Consider the following 23597-nt stretch of genomic DNA (forward strand, 5'->3'; position numbering starts at 1 on the left):
CCCGGCGCCCGGGTGGCGAAGGGTCAGTGGGCCGAGCCGGAGAGCTGGAGGCCGATGACGCCGATGATCACCAGGCTGATCGAGACGATCTTCAGGGCGGAGACCAGGTCGCCCAGGAAGACCATGCCGTAGATCGCCGTGCCCGCGGCTCCGATGCCGGTCCACACCGCGTACGCGGGGCCGACGTCGAGCTTGCGCAGGGCGAGGGTCAGCAGGCCGAAGCTGCCGAGGGCGAAGATGCAGAAGGCGACGGTCGGCCAGAGCCGGGTGAAGCCGTGCGAGAGCTTGAGGCAGACGGCGAAGCCCGTCTCGAGGAATCCGGCGACCACCACCAGCAGCCACGCCATGGGTCCTGGGCCTCCCGAGTTCGGTGACTGCTCCGTCTGACTCGGTGCGATTATGCCCGTATCGGGCGCTTTCGGGTGTATCCGCCCCGCGCGTCAGTCGCCTTCTCGTCGTTCCCGGGTCGCCAGGAGCCGCCGCAGCGAGTACAGCCGGGCCGGGTCCGCGTGGCCCTCGGCCACCCAGGCGTCCAGCGCGCAGTCCTTCTCGTCGTGCGAGCAGGCGCGCGGGCAGCCCTCGGTGCCGGGCTCCAGGTCCGGGAAGGCGTGGATGACCCGGGACGGGTCCACATGGTGCAGACCGAACGACCGGACCCCTGGGGTGTCGATCACCCAGCCGCCCTCCTCGGAGGCGAGCGGCAGCGCCAGCGCCGAGGTGGTGGTGTGCCGGCCCCGGCCGGTGACCGCGTTCACATGGCCCGTGCTGCGCCGCCGCTCCTCCGGTACGAGCGCGTTGACCAGGGTGGTCTTCCCCACGCCGGAGTGCCCGACGAAGGCGGTCGTCCGGCCGACCAGATGCTCGCGCACCCGTTCGGCGGCGAGCCCGTCGACGAACTCCTCGCGGGTGGTGACCACGTGCGGCACGCCCAGCGCGCCGTACATCTCCAGCAGCTCGTCCGGCGCCGCCAGGTCCGACTTGGTCAGCACCAGCAGCGGTTCCAGGCCGCCGTCGTAGGCGGCGACGATGCAGCGGTCGATCAGCCGCGGGCGCGGCTCGGGGTCCGCGAGCGCGGTGACGATCGCCAGCTGGTCGGCGTTGGCCACGACCACCCGCTCGAAGGGGTCGTCGTCGTCGGCCGTGCGCCGCAGCACCGAGGCGCGCTCCCCGATCCGCACGATGCGCGCCAGGGTGTCCTTGTCGCCCGACAGGTCGCCGACGATGGAGACCCGGTCGCCCACGACCGCCGCCTTGCGGCCCAGCTCCCGCGCCTTCATCGCCATCACCACCCGGTCCTCGACCAGGCAGGTCAGGCGGCCCCGGTCCACGGTGAGGACCATGCCCTCCGCCGCGTCCTCGTGCTTGGGGCGGATGCTGGTGCGCGGCCGGTTGCCCTTGCGGTTCGGGCGCGAGCGGATGTCGTCCTCGTCGGTGTGCTTGCCGTAGCGGCGCATGACGTCAGACCCCGAGCATTTCGGCCCACATCCGCGGGAAGTCGGGCAGGGTCTTGGCCGTCGTCTCCACGTTCTCGATCCGGACGCCGGGCACCACCAGGCCGATCACCGAACCGGCCGTGGCCATCCGGTGGTCGTCGTAGGTGCGGAACGTCCCGCCGTGCAGCGGACGGGGCCGGATGTGCAGGCCGTCCTCCGTCTCCGTGACGTCGCCGCCGAGCCGGTTGATCTCCTCGGTCAGCGCGGCCAGCCGGTCCGTCTCGTGCAGCCGCAGATGCGCGACGCCGCGGAGGGTCGAGGGCGAGTCGGCGAGCGCGGCGACGGCGGCGATGCCGGGGGTCAGCTCGCCCACCTCGCGCAGGTCCACGTCGATGCCGTGGATCCGCCCGCTGCCGGTGAGCACCAGAGCCGTGCCGTCGGGGGTGGTGGTCAGCTCGCAGGAGCCACCCATCTCGGTGAAGATCCGCCGCAGCGCGTCACCGGGCTGGGTGGTGCGCTCCGGCCAGTCCGGGATGGTGACCCGGCCGCCGGTGACCAGCGCCGCGGCCAGGAAGGGCTGGGCGTTGGAGAGATCCGGCTCGATGGTGAGGTCGCGTCCGAGCAGCGCGCTGCGCGACACCCGCCACACGTCGGGCTCGCCGCCCGTCTCCGGTTCGTCGACCTGGGCGCCGACGGCGCGCAGCATGTCGACGGTCATCCGGATGTGCGGCATCGACGGCAGCGCCGAGCCCACGTGGCGCACCTCGACGCCCTGGTTGAAGCACGGGGCGGAGAGCAGCAGGGAGGACACGAACTGGGACGACGAGGAGGCGTCGATGCGGACGGAGCCGCCCTCCAGCGCACCGCCGCCGTGCACCGTGAGGGGGAGCGCGCCGCGGCCGTCGTCGTCGATCCGGGCGCCGAGCGAGCGCAGTGCGCCGATCACGCCGCCGAGCGGACGCTCGTAGGACCGGGGGTCGCCGTCGAAGCGGACGGGGCCGTCGGCGAGCGCGGCGACCGGGGGAAGGAAGCGCATGACCGTGCCGGCGTTGCCGACGTCGACGGTGGCGGGGCCGTGCAGCCCGGCCGGGATGACCCGCCAGGCCTCGCCCTTGCCGCCGGTGGTGCTGGAGGAGACGGTCTCCTCGATGCCGACGCCCATCGCCTGGAGGGCCGCGGACATCAGCAGGGTGTCGCGGGAGCGCAGCGGGCGGCGCAGCCAGCCGGGCTCGGCCGCGAGGGCGGCGAGCACCAGGGCCCGGTTGGTCACCGATTTCGATCCGGGCACGGTCACCGTCGCTTCGACGGGTCCGCCCGCTCGGGGGGCGGGCCACAGGACGGGTTCGTGCACGGAGCTTTCGGTCATGGCCATCACTTTAGTGGCTCGTCAGGGGCCCGCCCCGGCACCGGAACCGGCCCGCCCCGCCGTTGGGGGACCGCCCGCCCCGCCGTCCGGGGATCAGAGGCCGAGCAGCCAGCGCCCGCCGCCGATCAGGCAGCAGAACGCGACCACGTGGAAGAAGCCCAGCCAGACCGCGGCCGGCACGGCGGTCAGACGGGCGAGCTGGTCCGCGTCGGAGTCCGGCGCCCCGCCGCGGCGCCGCTTCGACTGGAGCTCGAACACCGGCCGGACGCCGCCCAGCAGCATGAACCACACGGCCGTGTAGGCGAACGCGGACTGCACGTCCGGCCCCGTGAGCCAGGACACCAGGACGAACGCGGCACCGGTCACCGTCACCGTGAGCAGGCCGTAGGCGTTGCGGACCATGACCAGCAGGGCCAGCAGCAGCGCCGTCGCCGCCCACAGCAGCAGCGTGGTGCGGCCGTCGGTCAGCAGCCACGCGCCGCCGAGCCCGAGCAGCGGCGCGGCCGTGTAGCCGGCCGCGGCGGTGAGGACCATGCCGAGGCCCGTCGGCTTGCCGCGGCTGACCGTGAGACCGCTGGTGTCCGAGTGGAGCCGGATGCCCTGGAGCGAGCGCCCGGTCAGCAGGGCCACCAGCCCGTGACCGCCCTCGTGCGCGATGGTGACCGCGTTGCGTGTCAGACGCCACGGCGTACGCGGCAGCACCGCGGCGAGCGCGACCAGGCCGGTGACGGCGACGAGCCAGAGCTCGGGGGCGGTCTGGGTGCCGGTGACGCGGTCCCACAGGTCACCGGGAGCGGCCGTGGCGGTGTGTGTGCTGACCATTTCTCGGGCGGCTCCCTCGTACGGCGTATCGAAGTGGCAGTGTGGCACCTATGTGCGGACGGTATGCAGCGAGCAGGCGGCCCGAGGACCTGACGGGTCTGTTCCAGGTGGAGAAGTGGGAGCCCGAGGAGGCGCTCGCCCCGGACTGGAACGTGGCCCCGACCAAGGAGGTCTACGCGATCCTGGAGCGCCCCGTGAAGGACGCGGCCGACCGCCGGCCGGTCCGCCAGATGCGGGTGCTCAAGTGGGGTCTCGTGCCCTCCTGGGCGAAGACGCCCGAGGGCGGCGCCCGGATGATCAACGCCCGCGCGGAGACCGTCCACGAGAAGCCCTCGTTCCGCAGGCCGTTCCTCTCCCGGCGCTGCATCCTGCCCGCCGACGGCTACTACGAGTGGGTCACCGGCACCGGGGAGCGGGATCTGGAGGTCGAGGGACGGAAGAAGCGGCCCCGCAAGCAGCCGTACTTCGTCACCCCCGCCGACGGCTCCGTCTTCGCGATGGCCGGGCTCTACGAGTTCTGGCGCGACCGCACGCTGCCCGACGACCACCCCGGGGCCTGGTGGGTGACCTGCTCGGTGATCACCACCGAGGCGGAGACGGGCCCGCTCGGTGTGGCCCCGGCCGAGGGCCCGGGGTCGCTGGCCGACATCCACCCGCGGATGCCGCTGATGCTCACCCCCGACCGCTGGGACGCCTGGCTGGACCCGGCCCGCACCGACCCGGACGAGCTGCGGGCGCTGCTCGCGCCGCCGCCGGAGGGGCTGATGCGGGCCTACCCGGTGGCCACCGCCGTCAGCAACGTCCGCAACAACGGCCCCGAGCTGCTGGAGGAACTGGCCGGGCCCGAGGAGCCGGTGCTGTTCTGACACGCCGTCCGCCCGGTGAGCCCGCCCGCCTGCCGCTCCCCGCGCGGCAGGATGGGGGCGTGAGTCGTACGCAGATGGTCGCAACGGACGCGGGCGAGGCCCGCGTCACCTGGTTCACGGCAGAGGGCGCCCGCCTGGTGCTCGCACTCGGACACGGGGCCGGCGGCGGGATCGGGGCGCGGGACCTGGCGGCGATCGCCGCCGCGCTCCCCGCCCACGGGGTCACCGTCGCCCTCGTGGAGCAGCCCTGGCGCGTCGCGGGGAAGAAGGTGGCTCCCGCGCCGAAGACCCTCGACGCCGGCTGGCACGGGGTGTGGCCGGTGCTGACGGAGGCCGGGCCGCCGGTCGTCTCCGGCGGCCGCAGCGCCGGGGCCCGGGTCGCCTGCCGCACCGCCACCGCGCTCGGCGCGGCCGGGGTGCTCGCGCTCTCCTTCCCGCTGCACCCGCCGGGCAGGCCGGAGAAGTCGAGGGCGGCGGAGCTGCTGGGGGCGGGGGTGCCGACGCTGGTGGTGCAGGGCGGCAACGACCCGTTCGGGCGGCCGGACGAATTCCCCGAGGGCCCGTACGAGCTCGTCGAAGCCGCCCACGCGGACCACGGCTTCGCCGTGCCGAAGCGGTCCGGGACCAGCGAGGAGCAGACGCTCGCGACGATCACCGGCGCCGTCGCGCGCTGGACCTCCGCCCTGGGCTGACGGACCCGGGAATGCCAGGCGGCGCCCCGCTGTTGAGCCGGATGTCAGAAACGAATTCGGAGTAGGGAGTCCACCGCATGGGAACGACCTTCTGCCCTTCGGCCGGCCGCGCCTCGGGGCTGGACTGGACGGTGCTGTCCCAGGGCGGGACCGGGGGCGTTCCCGCGGCGGGCGGCCCCGGTGAGCAGGCCCCGGCGAGGCAAGGTCGACTATTCTCCGATGCGAGCGGGTCCGGCTTCGGTCCCGCCACAGCGTTGGAGGAGGTGGGTCCGGTCACTGGGACCGACGCGGGGACCGACGACGGCCGGGCCGAGCGGTCCGAGGAGACGGCTGCGGAGCGCAACGCCCGCTTCGAGCGGGACGCCCTCGGTTTCCTCGACCAGATGTACTCGGCGGCGCTGCGCATGACGCGCAACCCGGCGGATGCCGAGGACCTGGTGCAGGAGACGTACGCCAAGGCGTACGGCTCGTTCCACCAGTTCCGCGAGGGCACCAACCTCAAGGCGTGGATGTACCGCATCCTCACCAACACCTTCATCAACTCCTACCGCAAGAAGCAGCGCGAGCCCCAGCGCAGCGCGGCGGAGGAGATCGAGGACTGGCAGCTGGCACGCGCCGAGTCGCACATGTCGACCGGTCTGCGCTCCGCCGAGTCCCAGGCCCTCGACCACCTGCCCGACTCCGACGTGAAGGCCGCCCTCCAGGCGATTCCCGAGGAGTTCCGCATCGCGGTCTATCTCGCTGATGTCGAGGGCTTTGCGTACAAGGAGATCGCGGACATCATGGGGACACCCATCGGTACGGTGATGTCCCGCCTGCACCGCGGCCGCCGCCAGCTGCGCGGCATGCTGGAGGACTACGCCCGCGAGCGCGGACTGGTCCCGGCCGGTGCGGGGGAGTCGAACGACGCGAAAGGCTCGGGCTCATGAGCTGCGGAGAGCCGCACGAGACGGACTGCTCTGAGGTCCTGGACCATCTCTACGAGTTCCTCGACCACGAGATGCCCGACAGCGACTGCACCAAGTTCGAGGTGCACTTCGAGGAGTGCTCCCCGTGCCTGGAGAAGTACGGCCTGGAGCAGGCGGTGAAGAAGCTGGTCAAGCGGTGCTGCGGCCAGGACGACGTGCCCGCCGATCTGAGGGCCAAGGTGATGGGGCGGATCGACCTGATCCGTTCCGGCCAGGCGGTGCCCGACCAGGACGTGGCCACCGCACAGGAGTGACCGCACGACCGGTGCGGACGGTACGGACGAGGAGGGCGCGGACCACACGGTCCGCGCCTCCTCGCATGTCCCGGACCGCCGGAGCCGACGGTGCCGCAGTACGCGGCGCTGACGCCCGTCCGGGGCGCGAACGCATACGAGGGCCCGGCCGGGGAAGCGGAGCCAGTGCGGGAGGAGGTCCCCGCGGCACCGGAGCAGCTGCGTCCGGGGACCGGGCACGACTGCGCGCCGCGGTCGTCGGGGCGCCCGCCCCGGGCCCCCGGCCGGAGCGCGCGGCCCGGGGCGACCGTCCGGGGCGACCGTCCGGGGCGGTCCCCGATCCCGTGCACGGCAAGGGGTGCAGCCCGCTCCCACCGGGGTAACCCATGGGTAATGAGCGAGCCTGCGACCGGGCATGGTTGGATGCGAAAGAAGGCACTGAAGCAGGTGCACAGGCATGTCCGGGGCCCTGGCCCAGAGCGACCGGCAGGCGGGAAGCGTGAAGATCTTCGGGAAGGTACGGCATCGGCCCTCCGCCTCGTGGCGGCAGGCCACCGACCGCGCGTTCACGCTGATCGGCGACGGCCGGTACGAGGACGCGGGCGCGCTGCTGACGAAGGCCGCGGACCTGGAGCCCTGGCTCTCCGAGTCCTGGTTCAACCTGGCGCTGCTGCACAAGTTCCGGCACGACTGGGAGCAGGCCCGTGCCGCGGGCCTGCGGGCGGTCGCGCTGCTCGACAAGGAGGCCGGCGCTCCGGACTGGTGGAACGTCGGCATCGCGGCCACCGCGCTCCAGGACTGGCCGCTCGCCCGCCGCGCCTGGCAGGCGTACGGGCTGAAGGTCCCCGGGGCGGTCGCGGCGGGCGCCGAGCCCGTCGGCATGGACCTCGGCAGCGCCGCGGTCCGGCTGTCGCCCGAGGGCGAGGCCGAGGTCGTGTGGGGCCGGCGGCTGGACCCGGCGCGGATCGAGGTGCTCTCCATCCCGCTGCCGTCCTCCGGCCGGCGCTGGGGCGAGGTCGTCCTCCACGACGGCGTGCCCAACGGCGAGCGGACCACCAGCGCCGGGCCCTCGTACCCGGTCTTCGACGAGATCGAGCTGTGGGCGCCGTCACCGGTGCCGACCTGGGTGGTGCTGCTGGAGGCCGCCACGGAGGCCGACCGGGACGCGCTGGAGAAGCTGGCCGCCGACGCGGGGTTCGCCGCCGAGGACTGGTCGTCGTCCGTGCGGCTGCTGTGCCGCGCCTGCTCCGAGGGCCGGATGCCCAGCGCCGAGGGCGAGGGCGAGCACCTCGACCCCCACGACCACAGCGAACCGGGCCATCCGGGGCCGCTCGGCCACCGCACCGCCGGGGACCTCTGGTCGCCGGAGCGCGAGTGCGGCATAGCCGCTCCCCCCGGACTGGTGCGCGGGCTGCTGGACGGCTGGGTCGCCGACAGTCCGGACTCCAGGGAGTGGCGCGATCTCGAGGAAGTCTGCTGACCGCTGCCCGTAGGCTGTACGGACACAGCGTGACCGGCAGCGGGCCGGATTTGCGGTACGGAGAAGGGCGCAGAGGCTGACATGGCGTCGCAGCAGTCGCAGCAGCAGACGGACGAGCAGGTGAACGACGGTTTCGTCGTCGACACGGAGAACTGCGAGGAGCGCGAGCTGGCGTACCGCGAGCGCGGCACCTCGCGGCCGATCACGGTGGTCGGCAACCCGGTGCTCCACAAGGAGTGCAAGGACGTCACCGAGTTCGGCGACGAGCTGGCCTCCCTGATCGACGACATGTTCGCCAGCCAGCGCACCGCCGAGGGCGTCGGGCTCGCCGCCAACCAGATCGGTGTGGACCTCAAGGTCTTCGTCTACGACTGCCCCGACGACGACGGCGTCCGTCACACGGGCGTGGTGTGCAACCCGGTGCTGGAGGAGCTCGCGCCCGAGCTGCGCAACCTCGACGACTCCAACGAGGGCTGCCTCTCCGTCCCGACCGCCTACGCCTCCCTCGCCCGGCCCGACTACGCGGTGGTCCGCGGCCAGGACGCGCAGGGCAACCCGATCAAGGTGCGGGGCACCGGGTACTTCGCCCGCTGCCTCCAGCACGAGACCGACCACCTGTACGGCTACCTCTACATCGACCGGCTCTCCAAGCGGGACCGCAAGGACGCGCTGAAGCAGATGGCCGAGGGCACGCCGCGCTACGAGGTCGTCGCCAACGACTGACACCCGCCGACGCGCCGCGAAGGGCCCCGCTCACCAGGAGCGGGGCCCTTCCGCCGTCCCGGGGGCCGCGGCGATGCGCCCCGCGGTCCGGCCGTGTGCGTCACCGGACGGTCATGGGGAGGTCAAGTGCCAGTATTCCGTGGGGTGTTGACGCGCGTAGCGTGTCACGCCAGTCTCTTGCGTACACCGCTTTCACAACAGGGAGACGCAATGCTGAGACGAACGGCACGACTTCTGTTGTCCATGGTCATGCTCGCTGTCGCGGGGCTGGCCGGTGTCGTGGCGACGGCCGGGACGGCTCAGGCGGACGGCTGCTACACCTGGGGCCGCACGCTGAGCCAGGGCGCGACCGGCGCCGATGTCACCCAGCTCCAGATCCGGGTCGCCGGCTACCCGGGCTACGGTGCCGTCCTCGCCGTCGACGGCTCCTACGGCCCGGCCACCGCGGCCGCCGTCAAGCGCTTCCAGGCGGCGTACGGTCTGGCCGCCGACGGTGTCGCCGGCCCGAACACCTTCAACAAGATCTACGCGCTGCAGGACAACGACTGCACGCCGATCCACTTCACCTACGGCGAGCTCAACAACTGCAACTCCACCTGGGCGGGCGGTGCGGTGAGCGCGGCCACGGCCAAGGACAACGCCCTGCGCGCCATGTGGAAGCTGGAGGCCCTGCGGCACGCGCTGGGCGACCAGCCGATCCGGGTGACCAGCGGCTTCCGCTCGGTCGCCTGCAACAACGCGGCCGGCGGAGCGTCCAGCAGCCGCCACCTCTACGGTGACGGCGTCGACCTGGGCAGCGGCCCGCACTCGCTGTGCACGCTGGCCAAGCAGGCCCGCAACCACGGCTTCCGCGGGATCCTCGGCCCGGGCTACCCGGACCACAACGACCACACCCACCTGGACCACCGGTCCGGGCAGTTCTGGTCCGCGCCGAGCTGCGGCATCTGAACCGCAGCGGCACAGCACACCGGCGGCCCGCACCTCCCCCCGTGGGAGGTGCGGGCCGCCGCGGTGCCGGGCCGGCTCAGAAGTCGTCGTCGAAGGCGACCGAGCCCTCCACGGCGACCTGGTAGGCCGAGGGACGCCGCTCGAAGAAGTTCGTCAGCTCCTGCACGCCCTGGAGCTCCATGAAGGAGAACGGGTTCTCGGAGCCGTAGACCGGGGCGAACCCGAGGCGGGTCAGGCGCTGGTCCGCCACGCACTGGAGGTACTCGCGCATGGACGCCGTGTTCATGCCCGGCAGCCCGTCGCCGCACAGGTCGCGGCCGAACTGGAGCTCGGCCTCGACGGCCTCCTTCAGCATGTCGGTGACCTGCGCCCGCAGTTCGTCGTCGAAGAGCTCCGGCTCCTCCTTGCGGACGGTGTCCACGACCTCGAAGGCGAAGTTCATGTGCATCGTCTCGTCGCGGAACACCCAGTTGGTACCGGTCGCCAGACCGTGCAGCAGGCCGCGCGAGCGGAACCAGTAGACGTAGGCGAACGCGCCGTAGAAGAACAGGCCCTCGATGCAGGCCGCGAAGCAGATCAGGTTGAGCAGGAAGCGGCGGCGGTCGGCCTTCGTCTCCAGCCGGTCGATCTTCTCCACCGAGTCCATCCAGCGGAAGCAGAACTGCGCCTTCTCGCGGATCGAGGGGATGTTCTCCACCGCGGCGAACGCGGCGGCGCGGTCGTCGTGGTCGGGCAGGTAGGTGTCCAGCAGCGTCAGGTAGAACTGGACGTGCACCGCCTCCTCGAAGAGCTGACGGCTCAGGTAGAGCCGCGCCTCCGGGGAGTTGATGTGCTTGTACAGCGTCAGAACCAGGTTGTTCGCCACGATCGAGTCACCGGTCGCGAAGAACGCGACCAGCCGGCCGATCATGTGCTGCTCGCCGGGGGTGAGCTTGGCGAGATCGGAGACGTCCGAGTGGAGGTCGACCTCCTCGACGGTCCAGGTGTTCTTGATCGCGTCGCGGTAGCGCTCGTAGAAGTCGGGGTAGCGCATCGGGCGCAGGGTGAGCTCGAACCCGGGGTCCAGCAGGTTCTTCTCGGCGGGGGTGGTCACTGGCATGCCTCGCAGGACTCGGGGTTCTCCAGGGAGCAGGCGACGGCCTCCTCGGGCGTCGCCTGCGCGGGTACGGGGACGGCGGCGGACGCGGCGCGGGCGATCCGGGTCGCCGGGCGCGAACGCAGGTAGTAGGTGGTCTTCAGGCCCTGCTTCCAGGCGTACGCGTACATCGACGACAGCTTGCCGATGGTGGGCGTCTCCAGGAACAGGTTCAGCGACTGGCTCTGGTCCAGGTACGGGGTCCGGGCGGCGGCCATGTCGATCAGGCCGCGCTGCGGGATCTCCCACGCGGTGCGGTACAGGTCGCGGACGTCCTCGGGCACCCAGGTGAAGCCCTGGACCGAGCCGTTGGACTCGCGCAGCGCCTCACGGGTCTGCGCGTCCCACACCCCGAGCCGCTTCAGGTCGTCCACCAGGTACGAGTTGACCTGGAGGAACTCCCCGGAGAGCGTCTCGCGCTTGAAGAGGTTGGAGACCTGGGGCTCGATGCACTCGTAGACGCCGGCGATCGAGGCGATGGTCGCCGTCGGGGCGATGGCCAGCAGCAGCGAGTTGCGCATGCCGGTGACGGCGATCCGGGCGCGCAGCGCCTCCCAGCGCTCCGGCCAGGTCCGCTCGGTGCCGTAGTGGTCGGGGTGCAGGACACCGCGCGCGGTGCGGGTCTCGTCCCAGGCGGGGAGCGGGCCGTGGCGCTCGGCGAGGTCCGCGGACGCCTCGTAGGAGGCGAGCATGATCCGCTCGGCGATCCTCGTCGACAGCTCGCGCGCGGCGGGGGAGTCAAAGGGGAGGCGCAGCTTGAAGAAAACGTCCTGGAGGCCCATGGCGCCCAGACCCACCGGACGCCAGCGGGAGTTGGACCGGCCGGCCTGCTCGGTCGGGTAGAAGTTGATGTCGACGACCCGGTCGAGGAAGGTGACCGCGGTCCGCACGGTGGCGTCGAGGCGCTCCCAGTCGATGTCGCCGCGGACGGTGTCGACGAAGGCGCCCAGGTTCACCGAACCCAGGTTGCAGACGGCCGTCTCGCCGTCGTCGGTGACCTCCAGGATCTCCGTGCACAGGTTGGAGGAGTGGACCACCCGGCCGGCCACGGCCGTCTGGTTGGCGGTGCGGTTCGACGCGTCCTTGAAGGTCATCCAGCCGTTGCCGGTCTGGGCCAGGGTGCGCATCATCCGGCCGTACAGGTCACGGGCGGGCAGCGTCCGCCTGGCCAGGCCCGCCGCCTCGGCGGCCCGGTACGCGGTGTCGAAGGCCTCGCCCCACAGGTCGACCAGCTCGGGCACGTCGGCGGGGGAGAACAGCGACCACTCGCCGTCGGTCTCCACCCGGCGCATGAACTCGTCGGGGATCCAGTGCGCGAGGTTGAGGTTGTGGGTGCGCCGGGCGTCCTCGCCGGTGTTGTCCCGCAGTTCCAGGAACTCCTCGATGTCCGCGTGCCAGGTCTCCAGGTAGACCGCGGCGGCGCCCTTGCGGCGGCCGCCCTGGTTCACGGCGGCGACCGAGGCGTCGAGCGTCTTGAGGAACGGCACGATGCCGTTGGAGTGCCCGTTGGTGCCGCGGATGAGGGAACCGCGGGCGCGGACGCGGGAGTAGGAGATGCCGATGCCGCCCGCGTGCTTCGACAGCCGCGCGACCTGGTGGTAGCGGTCGTAGATGGAGTCGAGCTCGTCCAGCGGGGAGTCCAGCAGGTAGCAGGACGACATCTGGGGGTGGCGGGTGCCGGAGTTGAAGAGCGTGGGGGAGGAGGGGAGGTAGTCGAGGCGGCTCATCAGCCCGTAGAGCGCGGCGACCTCGTCCAGCGCCCGCGCGCTGTCGTCCTCCGCGAGACCGGCGGCGACCCGGAGCAGGAAGTGCTGCGGGGTCTCGACGACCTTGCGGGTGATCGGGTGCCGGAGCAGGTAGCGGCTGTAGAGGGTGCGCAGGCCGAAGTAGCCGAAGCGGTCGTCGGCCGCCGGGTCGATCAGCGCGTCCAGCCGGGCCGCGTTCCGTGTCACGAGGTCCGCGGTGCGGTCGGCGATCAGGCCCTCGCGGTGGCCCACCGCCACGGACGCGGAGAACGAGACGGCGCCCTCGCCGGCCGCCTCGTCGGTGATCGCGCGCGCCAGGAGCCGGGCCGCGAGCCGGGAGTAGGCCGGGTCCTCGGAGATCAGACCGGCGGCCGCGTCGGTGGCCAGCGAGCGCAGCTCGGCCTCGTCGGAACCGCTGTGACGGCCGCGCAGAGCGGCGGCGGCGACCCTGCCGGGGTCGGTGTCCGGCAGGTCGGCCGTGAGGTCGGTCAGGGTCCGCAGCAGTGCGGTGCCGGGGCCGTCGTGCTGCGTGGCCGACACCGGATCGGCGGGCGCGATGGTCACGGTGGTGCTCTCCCTCGCTCGGCTCCGGAACGGCGCGAGGAGGTGGCGGGGCCGTGACGGGACGTGCCGGGAGGGCAGCGCGCACGGCGTCCACCGGCCCAACCGCGAGGCCCGGACGTCTGGGCGTCCGGATCGGTCGAACCGGGCGCACCGTCGGCAGGTCCTCGGACTCGCGGGTACGACAAAGCGCACCAGAGCACACCGTTGCGGGACAGTTCCGGATTCGCACCGGATTCCCCTGCGGCGACAGCGAGACGAGCATACATGTGGGGGCGGGGTGCTGACGGTGCCCCCACATGTTGTGTCCTCTGTGTCCCTCCCGGGGTTCTCGGGGAGGCGGGACGGCAGGCGGGAAGCGGGCCCCGGGCGCCCCGGGCCGCGACCGGGCGGGAGCCCTCAGAGCTCCAGGGCGTACGTCAGCAGCGGGGCGGACGGGATGGGCGACCAGTCCCGTCCGGGGGTGCGGACGAAGCCGAGCCGGCCGTAGATCCGGTGGGCGGTGTGCATCGACGACTGCGTCGACAGCACCAGCCGCGCGCGCCCCAGAGCCCGCGCGCGGTCCACGCAGACCCGCACCAGCGCCTCGCCCGCGCCCCGCCCGCGGGCCTCCTCGGCGACGGCCAGGGTGCGGAACTCGGCCTCGCCGGGCCCGGCGATGTCCGCGTAGGGTCCGGGCGCAGGGACGAACGCCACACCGCCGAGGAGCGCGCCGCCGCCGTCCACGGCGACGTAGACCTCGGTGTGCGCCGCGCGTCCGGCGACGTCGCGCAGGACCTCCAGATAGGGGTCCTGCGCCCCGAAGTCGAGGAGTCCGCCCCGCAGGTACGCCTGTGCCGTCAGTTCCCCCAGCGGCCCGTACTCGCCCGGCTCGATCCGCCTGATGGTGATGTCCATGCCGGGCAGTGTGCATCAGGCGACGGCGGAGGGCCGCCGCACTTCCCGCGCGGGCGCGGGTGCGACGGCCCTCTCATGGCCGGTGGAGCGGTGGTTCAGTGACCGCCGGGCGCGCCGGCGGTGGCCGGCGGGAGCTCGGTCCTGACGCCCGGGTCGCCCGCGTCCGCGGTGTAGTCGGCCGGGCTGGTCTCGTCGACGCCCTCGGGGGCCTTCAGCGCCCGCATGACGAACGTGAGGACCACGGTGACCACGACGTTGAGCACGAAGGCGGTGAGACCGATGTAGCCGATCTCGCCGATGCCGGGGATCTCGGCGGAGGAGCCGCCGAAGTGCTTCTGGGTGGGGCTCGCGACCCCGTAGGCGGCGGCCGTGCCGTACACCATGCCGACGGCCCAGCCGCCGATCAGCGCCCAGCGGTGGAACCAGCGGGTGAACAGGCCGCCCACCAGGGCCGGGAAGGTCTGGAGGATCCAGATGCCGCCCAGGAGCTGGAAGTTGATCGCCACCGTCTTGTCCATGGTGAGGACGAAGGCGAGGGCGCCGACCTTGACCAGCAGCGAGACCAGCTTGGAGACCTTGGTCTCCTGGGCCGGGGTCGCGTCCGGCTTCAGGAAGTCCTTGTAGATGTTGCGGGTGAAGAGGTTCGCCGCGGCGATGGACATGATCGCGGCGGGCACCAGCGCGCCGATGCCGATCGCGGCGAAGGCCACGCCCGCGAACCAGTCGGGGAACATGTTCTCGAACAGCTGCGGGATGGCGAGCTGGCCGTTGGCCACGTTGACGCCGGCCGCGATCGCCATGAAGCCGAGCAGCGCGAGCAGGCCCAGCATCAGCGAGTACAGCGGCAGGATCGTGGTGTTGCGGCGGATCACCTCACGGCTGCGCGAGGAGAGCGTCGCCGTGATCGAGTGCGGGTACATGAAGAGCGCGAGCGCCGAGCCCAGGGCGAGGGTGGCGTAGCCCCAGTGGCCGGCGTCGCCCGGCGCGAGCGAGCCGACGGGCTTGCCGGTCGCCTCGTTGGTCTGCGAGAACTTCTCGCTCGCCGCGGAGAAGATGGCGTCGAAGCCGCCGAGCTTGATCGGGATGTAGATGATCGCCACCGCGATCACCAGGTAGATCAGGGTGTCCTTGACGAACGCGATCAGCGCCGGGGCCCGCAGGCCCGAGGAGTAGGTGTACGCCGCGAGGACACCGAACGCGATCAGGATCGGCAGGTCCTTGATGAACCAGTGGGTGTTCTCCCCGCCGCCCACGCCCATGACGTCCAGCACGGCCTGGATGCCGACGAGCTGGAGGGCGATGTACGGCATGGTCGCGAGGATGCCGGTGACGGCGACCGCCAGCGACAGGCCCTTGGAGCCGAACCGGCCGCGGACGAAGTCCGAGGTGGTGACGTAGCCGTGCTTGTGGGAGACCGACCACAGCCGCGGCAGGAAGGTGAAGATCAGCGGGTAGACCAGGATGGTGTACGGCACGGCGAAGAAGCCGGCCGCGCCCGCCGCGTAGATGGCCGCGGGGACGGCGACGAAGGTGTACGCCGTGTAGAGGTCGCCGCCGAGCAGGAACCAGGTGACCCAGGTGCCGAACGAGCGGCCGCCGAGGCCCCATTCGTCGAGGCTGTTCTCGTTCTCCGCCTTGCGCCAGCGCGCGGCGAGGAAGCCCATGACCGTGACGGCCAGGAAGAAGAAGATGAAGACGGCGAGTGCGACGCCGTTCACGCCGTCCTTCACTGCGACGCACCTCCCTTGCGGGCGCGCTGGTCACGCTGCCACAGCTTGTACGCGACCATGGTGAGGGCGGTGGAGACCACGACCCAGACCATCTGGTACCAGTAGAAGAACGGGATGCCGATGACGACCGGTTCGATCCTCGCGTAGGAACCGACCCAGAGCATCGCCACGAAGGGCGCGATCAGGCACAGGGCGATGACCACGCGCACGGGGGTGACGACGGGTGGTTCTGACTCCGGCGCAGGTGGCGCCTCGGGCTCTGCTGACATGTGGCTCCGTCCCCTCACTGGTTCCACGGATCACCTTGCGTAACGGGCAGGAAATCTAAGGGACGTGTGCCCTCCACGGAACCCCCGCCCGGATAACGGACGGATGACGACCACTGGGCGCTCCAGGGGGACCGCTGGGCGCTCCGGAACGACCGTTCGTCCGTGCCGTTCCCCCTGCCGGCGCGGGGGGTGCCGCCGCCGGAACGGCGACAGCCACGCCCCCTCCGGGGCGTGGCTGTCGGCGGTGCCCGCCGGACGGGCGGGGGAGCTGGTGCGGCCGGGTCAGTCGGTGGGCCGCTTGAGCCGGGCGACGAACTTGTAGCGGTCGCCGCGGTAGACCGAGCGGACCCACTCCACGGGCTCGCCCCGGGCGTCCAGCGAGTGGCGCGAGAGCATCAGCATCGGCAGGCCGACGTCGGTGCCGAGCAGCCCTGCCTCACGGGGGGTGGCGAGGGAGGTCTCGATGGTCTCCTCGGCCTCCGCGAGGTGCACGTCGTACACCTCGGCGAGGGCGGTGTAGAGGGAGGTGTACTTGACCAGGCTGCGGCGCAGGGCCGGGAAGCGCTTCGCGGACAGGTGGGTGGTCTCGATCGCCATGGGCTCGCCGCTGGCCAGCCGCAGGCGCTCGATGCGCAGCACGCGGCCGCCGGCGGTGATGTCGAGGAGTCCGGCGAGGGTGTCGTCGGCTGTGACGTATCCGATGTCCAGAAGCTGGGACGTGGGCTCCAGACCCTGGGCGCGCATGTCCTCCGTGTACGAGGTGAGTTGCAGCGCCTGCGACACCTTGGGCTTGGCGACGAAGGTGCCCTTGCCCTGGATGCGCTCCAGCCTGCCCTCGACGACCAGTTCCTGGAGGGCCTGGCGCACGGTGGTGCGGGAGGTGTCGAACTCGGCCGCGAGGGTGCGCTCGGGCGGTACGGGGGTGCCGGGGGGAAGGGTTTCGGTCATGTCGAGCAAGTGCCGCTTGAGCCGGTAGTACTTGGGCACGCGCGCGATGCGGGTGCCTGGTCCGCCCTCGGGCTCCGTGCCATTCCCGTCCGAGGTCATGGCCTGCCTTTCCGACTGCTGCGCTCGTGCCGTCACCGGCTCCTCCGTCTGTCGCGGCTCACATGGTGGCACGGACCGCTCACGGGTCGTCGCCCTCCCTCAGGTGTCGGTCCTATAACGGACACGACAGCCCTTCTTATACACCCTTGACACCCCTAAAGGTCTAGGCCAAGCTCCCGGTACTGGTCTAAACCATTAAGGGCCAGGTCCCAGCCCCAGGGCAGAATCTGGCGCAAGTCCGTCAAGTGCTGCGCGACTCCCGGGTGGTGGGGGGTGGAACTCTTGCATCCCTTTGAGGAGGGTGGCGTGAAGCGCAAGCTCGCAGCAGCGGTGGGTGTGGCGGCCATGATGGCGTCGGTCGCGGCATGTGGTTCGGACGGCGGCAGTGACTCGGCGGCCAAGGACCCGAAGGACCGCAAGGAGACCCTGACCGTCTGGCTGATGGTCGACGCCCAGTCCACCTGGCCGGAGCTGGTCAAGGACGTCAACGCGCAGTTCAACAAGAAGTACCCCGGCGTGAAGGTCGATGTCCAGTACCAGCAGTGGGCGGACAAGGCGAAGAAGCTCGACACCGCGCTCGGCGGCGACAAGTTCCCGGACGTCGTGGAGCTCGGCAACACCGAGACGATGCAGTACATCCTCAACGGGGCGCTCGCCGAGATCGACCCGAAGAAGTACGACAACTCGGACACCTGGATCCAGGGCCTCAAGGACACCTGTGCGTTCGAGGGCAAGCAGTACTGCGTGCCCTACTACGCCGGCGCCCGCGTCGCGATCTACAACACCGAGATGCTGAAGAAGGGCGCGGGCATCGACACGCTGCCCACGACCGAGGCCGAGATGCTGTCCGCCATGGACAAGGTCTCCGCCGAGTACTCCAAGAAGGACAAGCGCTTCTCGTCCCTCTACCTGCCCGGCCGCTACTGGTACGCCGCCATGTCGTACGTCGCCGCGTACGGCGGCAAGATCGCCGAGTACGACGAGGGCGCCAAGGAGTGGAAGGGCACGCTCTCCTCGCCCGAGGCGCAGAAGGGCATCGAGCACTTCATCAACCTGGTCAAGAAGTACAACAAGGCCGACCAGACCAAGGACGAGCAGGACCACGCCAACGTCATGGCCAACGAGAAGGCCGCCCTTCTCTACGGCAACGGCTGGGAGTCCGGCTCCGTCGTCGACGGCAAGAACAACGGCAACCCGAAGCTCGAGGGCAAGATCCTCACCGCGGGCATGCCCGGCCCGAACGGCAAGGCCCTGCCGTCCTTCATCGGTGGTTCCGACCTCGCCGTGACCGGCAAGTCGAAGGTCGCGGACCTCGGCGAGGAGTGGATCTCGATGTTCACCAGCGAGAAGTCGCAGGAGGTGCTCGCCTCCAAGAACATCCTCCCGAACAACACCAAGCAGCTCGAGCCGCTGAAGGCCAAGCCGGAGACCGCCCCCATCGCCAACGCGGTGCCGGACGCCTGGTTCACCCCGATCGCCCCGGGCTGGACCTCCATCGAGAAGGAGGAGGTCCTGGAGAACATGCTCCTGTCCATCCTCAAGGGCACCTCGGTCGCCGACGCCGCCAAGGCCGCCGACGCCAAGATCAACGAGCTGATCAACCAGGAGTCCTGAGCCGGCAGCCGTCCGGCGGTCGGCCGACCGCCGGACGGCCCGCGAGCCTCCCTGTGTCCGCCGGAGGCCCACCAGGATTCACCGGTGGGGTGGGTCCGCACTCGCGGCCCCGCCCCACCCTTTCGGTGTACAGAACAAACGGAAGGTCAGCCACGTGACTGCCGCCGACACCAAGGCCGCCGGTCCGCCGGTACCCGTACCACGTGCCCCCGAGCCGGACCGCGTCCGCAAGGGGCCCGGCAGAGGAAGCCCCGCCGCGGGGCCACGGCAGCGGAAGAAGGGCGCGCTCCTTCCGTACCTGCTGATCCTCCCGGCCATCGTCGCCATCGCGGCGGTCTACGCCTTCCCGCTCAGCAAAACGGTGATCATGTCCTTCCAGGACATGGGCCGCAAGGAGCTCTGGACGGGCGACGCCCCGCCGTGGGTCGGCTTCGAGCAGTTCACCAACATCCTCGGCGACGGCGAGTTCTGGTCGGTGACCGGGCGGACCGTGGTCTTCATGGCCGTCTGCGTCACCGTCACGATGGCGGCGGGGCTGCTCATCGCGCTGCTGATGATGCGCCTGACCACCTGGGTCCGGCTGGTGCTCACCGCCTGCCTGGTGGCCGCCTGGTCGATGCCCCTGATGGTCGCCGCGTCGATCTTCCGCTGGCTCTCCGACTCCGACTACGGCCTCATCAACACCCTGATCGCCAAGGTCGTCGGCGAGGACTTCCTCGGCCACAACTGGTTCCTCGACCCCAAGCAGGGCTTCGCGATCATCTCCCTGCTGGTCATCTGGGGCGCCATCCCCTTTGTGGTCATCACCCTCTACGCGGCCCTCACCCAGGTCCCCAAGGAGCTGGAGGAGGCGGCGGCCCTCGACGGCGCGAACGTCTTCAAGGTCTTCACCTTCGTCACCTGGCCGGTCATCCGCCCGGTCTTCACGATGGTCACCACGCTCTCCGTCATCTGGGACTTCAACGTCTTCGGGCAGATCTGGCTGCTGCGCGGCAACAAGCCCGAGCCCGAGTACGAGACCCTCGGCCTCTACTCCTTCTCCAAGGCATTCGAGTCCACCTCGTTCAGCCAGGGCACCGCGATCGCCCTGATCACCGTCGTGCTGCTGTCCGGAGTGGCCGTGTACTACCTGCGCCAGCTGATGAAGACAGGAGAGGTCGAATGAGCACCTCCACCGCCCCCTCGCCGGCCGACGCCGGGCAGCAGACGGTCCGCCCGGACCGCAAGAAGACCCGCTGGCACTACGACATCATCGGCCTGGTCACCGCCGTCGTGATGGCGTTCCCGGTCTACTGGCTGGTCATCAGCGCCCTGCGGCCCAACCACGAGATCCGGTCCTACGACCAGACCCTGTGGCCCTCGTCGCTGACGTTCGACAACTTCGCGCGCGCCGTGAAGCAGGAGAACTTCGCCACCGCGGTCCAGTCGAGCCTCATCGTCTCCGTCACCGCCGTCCTCGGCGGAATGATCATCGCCACCCTCGCCGCCCTGGCGATCGGCCGGTTCCGCTTCTTCGGCCGCAAGTCCCTGCTGATGGTCCTCATCCTGGTCCAGATGCTGCCGCCGACGGCGATGCTCATCCCGATCTACGCCCAGCTCAACGCCATGGGCGGCCTCGACGAGTACTGGGGCCTGATCGTCGTCTACCTGGTCTCGACGCTGCCCTTCGCGGTGGTCATGATCCGCGGCTTCGTGGTGAACATCCCCGTGGAGCTGGAGGAGTCGGCGATGGTCGACGGCTGCACGCGGATGCAGGCCTTCCGCCGGGTGATCTTCCCGCTGCTCGCCCCCGGACTCGCGGCCGCGTCGATCTTCGCCCTGGTGAACGCCTGGAACGAGTACCTCTTCGCGTACATCCTCATCAACGACAACTCCAAGTACACGCTCAACGTCTGGCTGATGACCTTCACCACCGAGCGCGGAACGGACTACGGCGCGCTGATGGCGGCCTCGACGCTGATCGCACTGCCCGTCGTCGTCTTCTTCATGATCATCCAGAAGAAGATGGCCGCCGGCCTCACGTCCGGCGCTGTGAAGGGATAACGGGGAACCCCATGACCACACTTCTGCGCGGATCGTCGGACACGCTCACCCGGGACGCCCTCACCGTCCTGCAGCCCGGATTCGTCGGCACCCGGGCGCCCGGCTGGCTGCTGCGCCAGGTCTCCGAAGGGCTCTCGGCCGTCGGCCTGTTCGGCCGCAACATCACCTCGCCCGGACAGCTCGCCGCCCTCACCGCGCAGCTGCGCGCGGAGCGCGACGACGTGCTCGTCGCCATCGACGAGGAGGGCGGCGACGTCACACGGCTGGAGGTCAGGGACGGTTCGTCCTTCCCCGGCAACTACGCCCTCGGCCGGGTCGACGACGTCGACCTGACCCGGGCCGTGGCCCGTGAACTCGGCCGCCGCCTCGCCGAATGCGGAGTCGACCTCAACTGGGCGCCGTCCGCCGATGTCAACTCGAACCCGGACAACCCGGTCATCGGCGTCCGCTCCTTCGGCGCCGATCCGCACCTCGCCGCCCGCCACACCGTGGCCTACGTCGAGGGGCTCCAGGCGGCCGGTGTCGCCGCCTGCACCAAGCACTTCCCCGGACACGGCGACACCAGCGTCGACTCGCACCACGCGCTGCCCCGCATCGATGTGGACCTCGACACACTGCACGCCCGTGAACTGGTGCCTTTCCGTGCGGCGATCGCCGCGGGTTCCAAAGCGGTCATGAGTGCGCATATTCTTCTCCCCGCGCTCGACCCCGACCGTCCCGCCACCCTGAGCCCGCAGATCCTCACCGGACTGCTGCGCGAGGAGCTGGGCTACCAGGGCCTGATCGTCACGGACGGCATGGAGATGCAGGCCATCTCGTCGGTGTACGGCATCGAGCGCGGATCGGTCCTCGCGATCGCGGCCGGTGCCGACGCCATCTGCGTCGGCGGCGGCCTCGCCGACGAGGAGACCGTGCTGCGGCTGCGGGACGCCCTCGTCGCGGCGGTGCGGAGCGGAGACCTGCCCGAGGAGCGGCTGGCCGACGCGGCGGCGCGGGTGCGCGCCCTCGCGGAGTGGACGCAGCGGGCCAGGGGGGCTCGTACAGAGCCGGGCGCGGCTGCACAGGAGGGGACCGCGCCCGGCTCCGGCATCGGACTGGTCGCGGCGCGCCGCGCGGCGCGGGTCACGGACCGGGACGGCTCCTTCGCGCCGCTCACCGCCGCCGTCCACGTCGCCGCCCTCACCCCGGTGGCCAACATCGCGGTCGGGGACGAGACGCCCTGGGGCGTGGGCGCCGAACTGACGGAGATGCTGCCCGGGACCACCACCGGCTCCTACGCCGACGGCGCGGGGGCCGCGTCCCTCGCCGCAGACGTGCTGGCCGACGCGGCGGACCGTAGGATCGTCGCTGTGGTGCGCGACGCCCACCGCCACCCCTGGATGGCGGAGGCCCTGGACGTCCTGCTCGCGGCCCGTCCCGACACGGTCGTGGTCGAGATGGGTCTCGGTCTGGCCGAGCCCAGGGGCGCGCTGCACATCGCCACCCACGGCGCCGCCCGCGTCTGCGGACGCGCCGCCGCCGAGGTCGTCACCGGCAGGAGCGCCGGGGCCTGACCGACGCGGACCGTGCTGTGCCGCGGTGCGCCGGGACGGCCGGCCACCCGGCACCTGGACCGTCCTGGAGGCACCCGGCATGTCCGCCCCGACCCCGGCCGAGCACAGCGCGTACGACGAGTCCCCCGGCCGGATCATGGCCGGCGAGATGGCCCAGCAGCCCGCGGTCCTGCGGCGCATCCTCGACGAGGGTGCGCCGCGCATCCGTGAGGTGGCCGCCGCGGTCGCCGCCCGCCGGCCCCGCTTCGTGCTGCTGACGGCGCGCGGCACCTCGGACAACGCCGCGCTGTACGCCAAGTACCTGCTGGAGATCCGCCTCGGCCTGCCCTGCGGGCTCACCTCGATGTCCACCACCACCGCGTACGGCGCCCGGCCCGACCTGACCGACGTGCTGGTGGTCACCGTCAGCCAGTCCGGCGGATCCCCCGACCTCGTCGCCTCGACGAAGGCCGCCCGCGAGGCCGGCGCGGTCACCCTCGCGGTGACCAACAACCCGGACTCGCCGCTCGCCGCGGTCTCCGAGTTCCACATCGACGTCATGGCGGGGCCGGAGCGGGCGCTCCCGGCCACCAAGACGTACACCGCGTCCCTGCTGGCGCTCTACCTCTTCGTGGAGGGGCTGCGCGACGGGGACACGGCCGCCGCGGGCCGGCTGCCGGAGCTGGCCGCCCGCGTCCTCGGCCGCCAGGACGAGGTCCGGACCCTCGCGGCCCGCTACCGCTTCGCCGAGCGGATGGTCATCACCTCGCGCGGCTACGGCTATCCGACGGCGAAGGAGGCGGCGCTCAAGCTCATGGAGACGAGCTACATCCCGGCGCTCGCCTACTCGGGCGCCGACCTGCTGCACGGACCGCTGGCCATGGTCGACAACATCTCGCCGGTGATCGCGGTGGTCACCGGGGGGCGGGGCGGCGAGGCGCTGCAGCCGGTCCTGGACCGGCTGAGGGGACGTGGCGCGGATCTCTTCGTGGTCGGCCCGGCGGCGCAGGTGGCGGCTGCCTCGGCGGGTTTCGTGCTGCCCGTCGAGGGGGTGCCGGAGGAGCTCCAGCCGATCCTGGAGATCCTTCCGCTCCAGCTCATGGCGTACGAGGTGACCATCGCGAGGGGGCAGGACCCGGACGCGCCACGGGCGCTGGCGAAGGTCACCGAGACCCGCTGAGAGCGGCCGCGGGAGACCCCGCGGGGGCGGGCGGGGGCGTCCGGACGCCGGGCGTCCCTTTTGTCCCGTGCATAAGTATGGCCCGGGAACTAAACTCGTCCCGACCGTGGACAGCGACAAATGGTCTAGTCCACAATCGACAGTGTTCCACCTGTCGTGACGAGCCTCCGCCCTCCACCGCACAGGAGGGTGGAACGAGGTCCCCGGCGCTCTCTGCCCTGACTGCGCCGAGACCTCTGAAACGGCCGAGCGGGACCGCACACCCGCCGGCCGGGCAACTCCGGGCTGCGGTGCCGTACGGGTTGAGGGTCCC

The 23597-nt window shown here is 71.4% G+C and carries 22 protein-coding genes and 1 riboswitch; of the genes, 12 read left to right on the forward strand and 10 right to left on the reverse strand.

What is annotated here, in order from left to right; genetic code table 11:
- Positions 1–23 precede the first annotated feature (23 nt).
- The 4 genes from IAG43_RS21355 to IAG43_RS21370 all read right to left on the reverse strand — a co-directional run bounded on the left by IAG43_RS21355 (position 24) and on the right by IAG43_RS21370 (position 3621).
- On the reverse strand, positions 24–347 hold the full coding sequence (locus tag IAG43_RS21355; RefSeq protein WP_187742308.1) for a DMT family transporter: 324 nt from the start codon (positions 345–347) through the stop codon (positions 24–26).
- A 93-nt stretch (positions 348–440) separates the two neighbouring features.
- On the reverse strand, positions 441–1454 hold the full coding sequence (gene rsgA, locus IAG43_RS21360) for a ribosome small subunit-dependent GTPase A (protein WP_187742309.1): 1014 nt from the start codon (positions 1452–1454) through the stop codon (positions 441–443).
- Positions 1455–1458: 4 nt separating this feature from the next.
- Entirely contained in the window at positions 1459–2799 is a 1341-nt protein-coding gene (gene aroA / locus IAG43_RS21365; protein WP_187742310.1) for a 3-phosphoshikimate 1-carboxyvinyltransferase, read from the reverse strand.
- Positions 2800–2892: 93 nt separating this feature from the next.
- Positions 2893–3621, reverse strand: coding sequence for a M50 family metallopeptidase (locus tag IAG43_RS21370; RefSeq protein WP_187742311.1), 729 nt, complete (start codon positions 3619–3621; stop codon positions 2893–2895).
- 50 nt (positions 3622–3671) lie between these two features.
- Here IAG43_RS21370 and IAG43_RS21375 point away from each other — a divergent pair, with 50 nt between their 5' ends.
- The 7 genes from IAG43_RS21375 (at position 3672) to IAG43_RS21405 (ending at position 9531) form a co-directional block, all read left to right on the forward strand.
- Entirely contained in the window at positions 3672–4487 is an 816-nt protein-coding gene (locus IAG43_RS21375; RefSeq protein ID WP_187742312.1) for an SOS response-associated peptidase, read from the forward strand.
- 74 nt (positions 4488–4561) lie between these two features.
- Positions 4562–5179, forward strand: a complete 618-nt coding sequence (locus IAG43_RS21380; RefSeq protein WP_187744570.1) for an alpha/beta hydrolase family protein — start codon at positions 4562–4564, stop codon at positions 5177–5179.
- 263 nt (positions 5180–5442) lie between these two features.
- Entirely contained in the window at positions 5443–6108 is a 666-nt protein-coding gene (locus IAG43_RS21385; protein WP_187742313.1) for a sigma-70 family RNA polymerase sigma factor, read from the forward strand.
- On the forward strand, positions 6105–6401 hold the full coding sequence (gene rsrA, locus IAG43_RS21390) for a mycothiol system anti-sigma-R factor (protein ID WP_187742314.1): 297 nt from the start codon (positions 6105–6107) through the stop codon (positions 6399–6401). Before IAG43_RS21385 ends, rsrA begins: the two co-directional genes overlap by 4 nt.
- A gap of 478 nt (positions 6402–6879) precedes the next feature.
- Positions 6880–7860, forward strand: coding sequence for a tetratricopeptide repeat protein (locus IAG43_RS21395; RefSeq protein WP_187744571.1), 981 nt, complete (start codon positions 6880–6882; stop codon positions 7858–7860).
- Between the two features lie 81 nt (positions 7861–7941).
- Positions 7942–8583 (forward strand): peptide deformylase, encoded by a 642-nt coding sequence (gene def, locus IAG43_RS21400; protein ID WP_187742315.1) that lies wholly within the window; start codon positions 7942–7944, stop codon positions 8581–8583.
- A 210-nt stretch (positions 8584–8793) separates the two neighbouring features.
- The gene (locus IAG43_RS21405) at positions 8794–9531 is read left to right on the forward strand and encodes a D-Ala-D-Ala carboxypeptidase family metallohydrolase (protein ID WP_187742316.1); all 738 of its coding nucleotides are present in this window, start codon (positions 8794–8796) and stop codon (positions 9529–9531) included.
- Positions 9532–9607: 76 nt separating this feature from the next.
- On the opposite strand, the gene IAG43_RS21410 is transcribed toward IAG43_RS21405, so the two are convergent.
- The 6 genes from IAG43_RS21410 to IAG43_RS21435 form a co-directional block, all read right to left on the reverse strand.
- Positions 9608–10630: a ribonucleotide-diphosphate reductase subunit beta gene (locus IAG43_RS21410; protein ID WP_187742317.1), complete on the reverse strand. Its 1023-nt coding sequence runs from the start codon at positions 10628–10630 to the stop codon at positions 9608–9610.
- Positions 10621–12975, reverse strand: a complete 2355-nt coding sequence (locus tag IAG43_RS21415; protein WP_187742318.1) for a ribonucleoside-diphosphate reductase subunit alpha — start codon at positions 12973–12975, stop codon at positions 10621–10623. Before IAG43_RS21415 ends, IAG43_RS21410 begins: the two co-directional genes overlap by 10 nt.
- A gap of 138 nt (positions 12976–13113) precedes the next feature.
- A riboswitch (cobalamin riboswitch) is annotated at positions 13114–13238 on the reverse strand.
- Between the two features lie 133 nt (positions 13239–13371).
- Positions 13372–13869 (reverse strand): GNAT family N-acetyltransferase, encoded by a 498-nt coding sequence (locus IAG43_RS21420; RefSeq protein WP_187742319.1) that lies wholly within the window; start codon positions 13867–13869, stop codon positions 13372–13374.
- A gap of 95 nt (positions 13870–13964) precedes the next feature.
- Entirely contained in the window at positions 13965–15599 is a 1635-nt protein-coding gene (gene mctP / locus IAG43_RS21425; RefSeq protein WP_187742320.1) for a monocarboxylate uptake permease MctP, read from the reverse strand.
- Complete coding sequence (locus IAG43_RS21430) at positions 15596–15868, reverse strand: DUF3311 domain-containing protein (RefSeq protein WP_187742321.1); 273 nt, start codon at positions 15866–15868, stop codon at positions 15596–15598. The genes mctP and IAG43_RS21430 overlap by 4 nt, the downstream gene beginning before the upstream one ends.
- Before the next feature lie 282 nt (positions 15869–16150).
- Positions 16151–16915 (reverse strand): GntR family transcriptional regulator, encoded by a 765-nt coding sequence (locus IAG43_RS21435; RefSeq protein WP_187744572.1) that lies wholly within the window; start codon positions 16913–16915, stop codon positions 16151–16153.
- A gap of 306 nt (positions 16916–17221) precedes the next feature.
- On the opposite strand from IAG43_RS21435, the gene IAG43_RS21440 reads away from it, so the two are divergent.
- From IAG43_RS21440 to IAG43_RS21460, 5 genes are all read left to right on the forward strand, one after another.
- Entirely contained in the window at positions 17222–18529 is a 1308-nt protein-coding gene (locus IAG43_RS21440) for a sugar ABC transporter substrate-binding protein (RefSeq protein ID WP_187742322.1), read from the forward strand.
- Positions 18530–18683: 154 nt separating this feature from the next.
- Positions 18684–19694, forward strand: coding sequence for a carbohydrate ABC transporter permease (locus IAG43_RS21445; protein WP_187742323.1), 1011 nt, complete (start codon positions 18684–18686; stop codon positions 19692–19694).
- Positions 19691–20572 carry a carbohydrate ABC transporter permease gene (locus IAG43_RS21450; RefSeq protein ID WP_187742324.1) on the forward strand — a complete coding sequence of 294 codons (882 nt, stop codon included), beginning with the start codon at positions 19691–19693 and terminating at the stop codon, positions 20570–20572. Before IAG43_RS21445 ends, IAG43_RS21450 begins: the two co-directional genes overlap by 4 nt.
- 11 nt (positions 20573–20583) lie before the next feature.
- Positions 20584–22125: a glycoside hydrolase family 3 protein gene (locus IAG43_RS21455; RefSeq protein ID WP_187742325.1), complete on the forward strand. Its 1542-nt coding sequence runs from the start codon at positions 20584–20586 to the stop codon at positions 22123–22125.
- Positions 22126–22204: 79 nt separating this feature from the next.
- Positions 22205–23284: an SIS domain-containing protein gene (locus tag IAG43_RS21460; protein ID WP_187742326.1), complete on the forward strand. Its 1080-nt coding sequence runs from the start codon at positions 22205–22207 to the stop codon at positions 23282–23284.
- Positions 23285–23597: the final 313 nt, after the last annotated feature.

Source organism: Streptomyces genisteinicus, from assembly GCF_014489615.1.
Classification (GTDB): Bacteria; Actinomycetota; Actinomycetes; order Streptomycetales; family Streptomycetaceae; genus Streptomyces; species Streptomyces genisteinicus.

What these genes read in the sequence shown, in the direction of transcription:
- IAG43_RS21370 (WP_187742311.1), bottom strand. Translation starts at nt 3,621, where the DNA reads ATGGTCAGCACACACACCGCCACGGCCGCTCCCGGTGACCTGTGGGAC.
- IAG43_RS21410 (WP_187742317.1), bottom strand. Translation starts at nt 10,630, where the DNA reads ATGCCAGTGACCACCCCCGCCGAGAAGAACCTGCTGGACCCCGGGTTC.
- IAG43_RS21450 (WP_187742324.1), top strand. Translation starts at nt 19,691, where the DNA reads ATGAGCACCTCCACCGCCCCCTCGCCGGCCGACGCCGGGCAGCAGACG.
- IAG43_RS21435 (WP_187744572.1), bottom strand. Translation starts at nt 16,915, where the DNA reads ATGACCTCGGACGGGAATGGCACGGAGCCCGAGGGCGGACCAGGCACC.
- IAG43_RS21375 (WP_187742312.1), top strand. Translation starts at nt 3,672, where the DNA reads ATGTGCGGACGGTATGCAGCGAGCAGGCGGCCCGAGGACCTGACGGGT.
- IAG43_RS21420 (WP_187742319.1), bottom strand. Translation starts at nt 13,869, where the DNA reads ATGGACATCACCATCAGGCGGATCGAGCCGGGCGAGTACGGGCCGCTG.
- IAG43_RS21405 (WP_187742316.1), top strand. Translation starts at nt 8,794, where the DNA reads ATGCTGAGACGAACGGCACGACTTCTGTTGTCCATGGTCATGCTCGCT.
- rsrA (WP_187742314.1), top strand. Translation starts at nt 6,105, where the DNA reads ATGAGCTGCGGAGAGCCGCACGAGACGGACTGCTCTGAGGTCCTGGAC.
- IAG43_RS21355 (WP_187742308.1), bottom strand. Translation starts at nt 347, where the DNA reads ATGGCGTGGCTGCTGGTGGTGGTCGCCGGATTCCTCGAGACGGGCTTC.
- aroA (WP_187742310.1), bottom strand. Translation starts at nt 2,799, where the DNA reads ATGACCGAAAGCTCCGTGCACGAACCCGTCCTGTGGCCCGCCCCCCGA.
- IAG43_RS21430 (WP_187742321.1), bottom strand. Translation starts at nt 15,868, where the DNA reads ATGTCAGCAGAGCCCGAGGCGCCACCTGCGCCGGAGTCAGAACCACCC.
- IAG43_RS21380 (WP_187744570.1), top strand. Translation starts at nt 4,562, where the DNA reads ATGGTCGCAACGGACGCGGGCGAGGCCCGCGTCACCTGGTTCACGGCA.
- rsgA (WP_187742309.1), bottom strand. Translation starts at nt 1,454, where the DNA reads ATGCGCCGCTACGGCAAGCACACCGACGAGGACGACATCCGCTCGCGC.
- IAG43_RS21455 (WP_187742325.1), top strand. Translation starts at nt 20,584, where the DNA reads ATGACCACACTTCTGCGCGGATCGTCGGACACGCTCACCCGGGACGCC.
- def (WP_187742315.1), top strand. Translation starts at nt 7,942, where the DNA reads ATGGCGTCGCAGCAGTCGCAGCAGCAGACGGACGAGCAGGTGAACGAC.
- IAG43_RS21460 (WP_187742326.1), top strand. Translation starts at nt 22,205, where the DNA reads ATGTCCGCCCCGACCCCGGCCGAGCACAGCGCGTACGACGAGTCCCCC.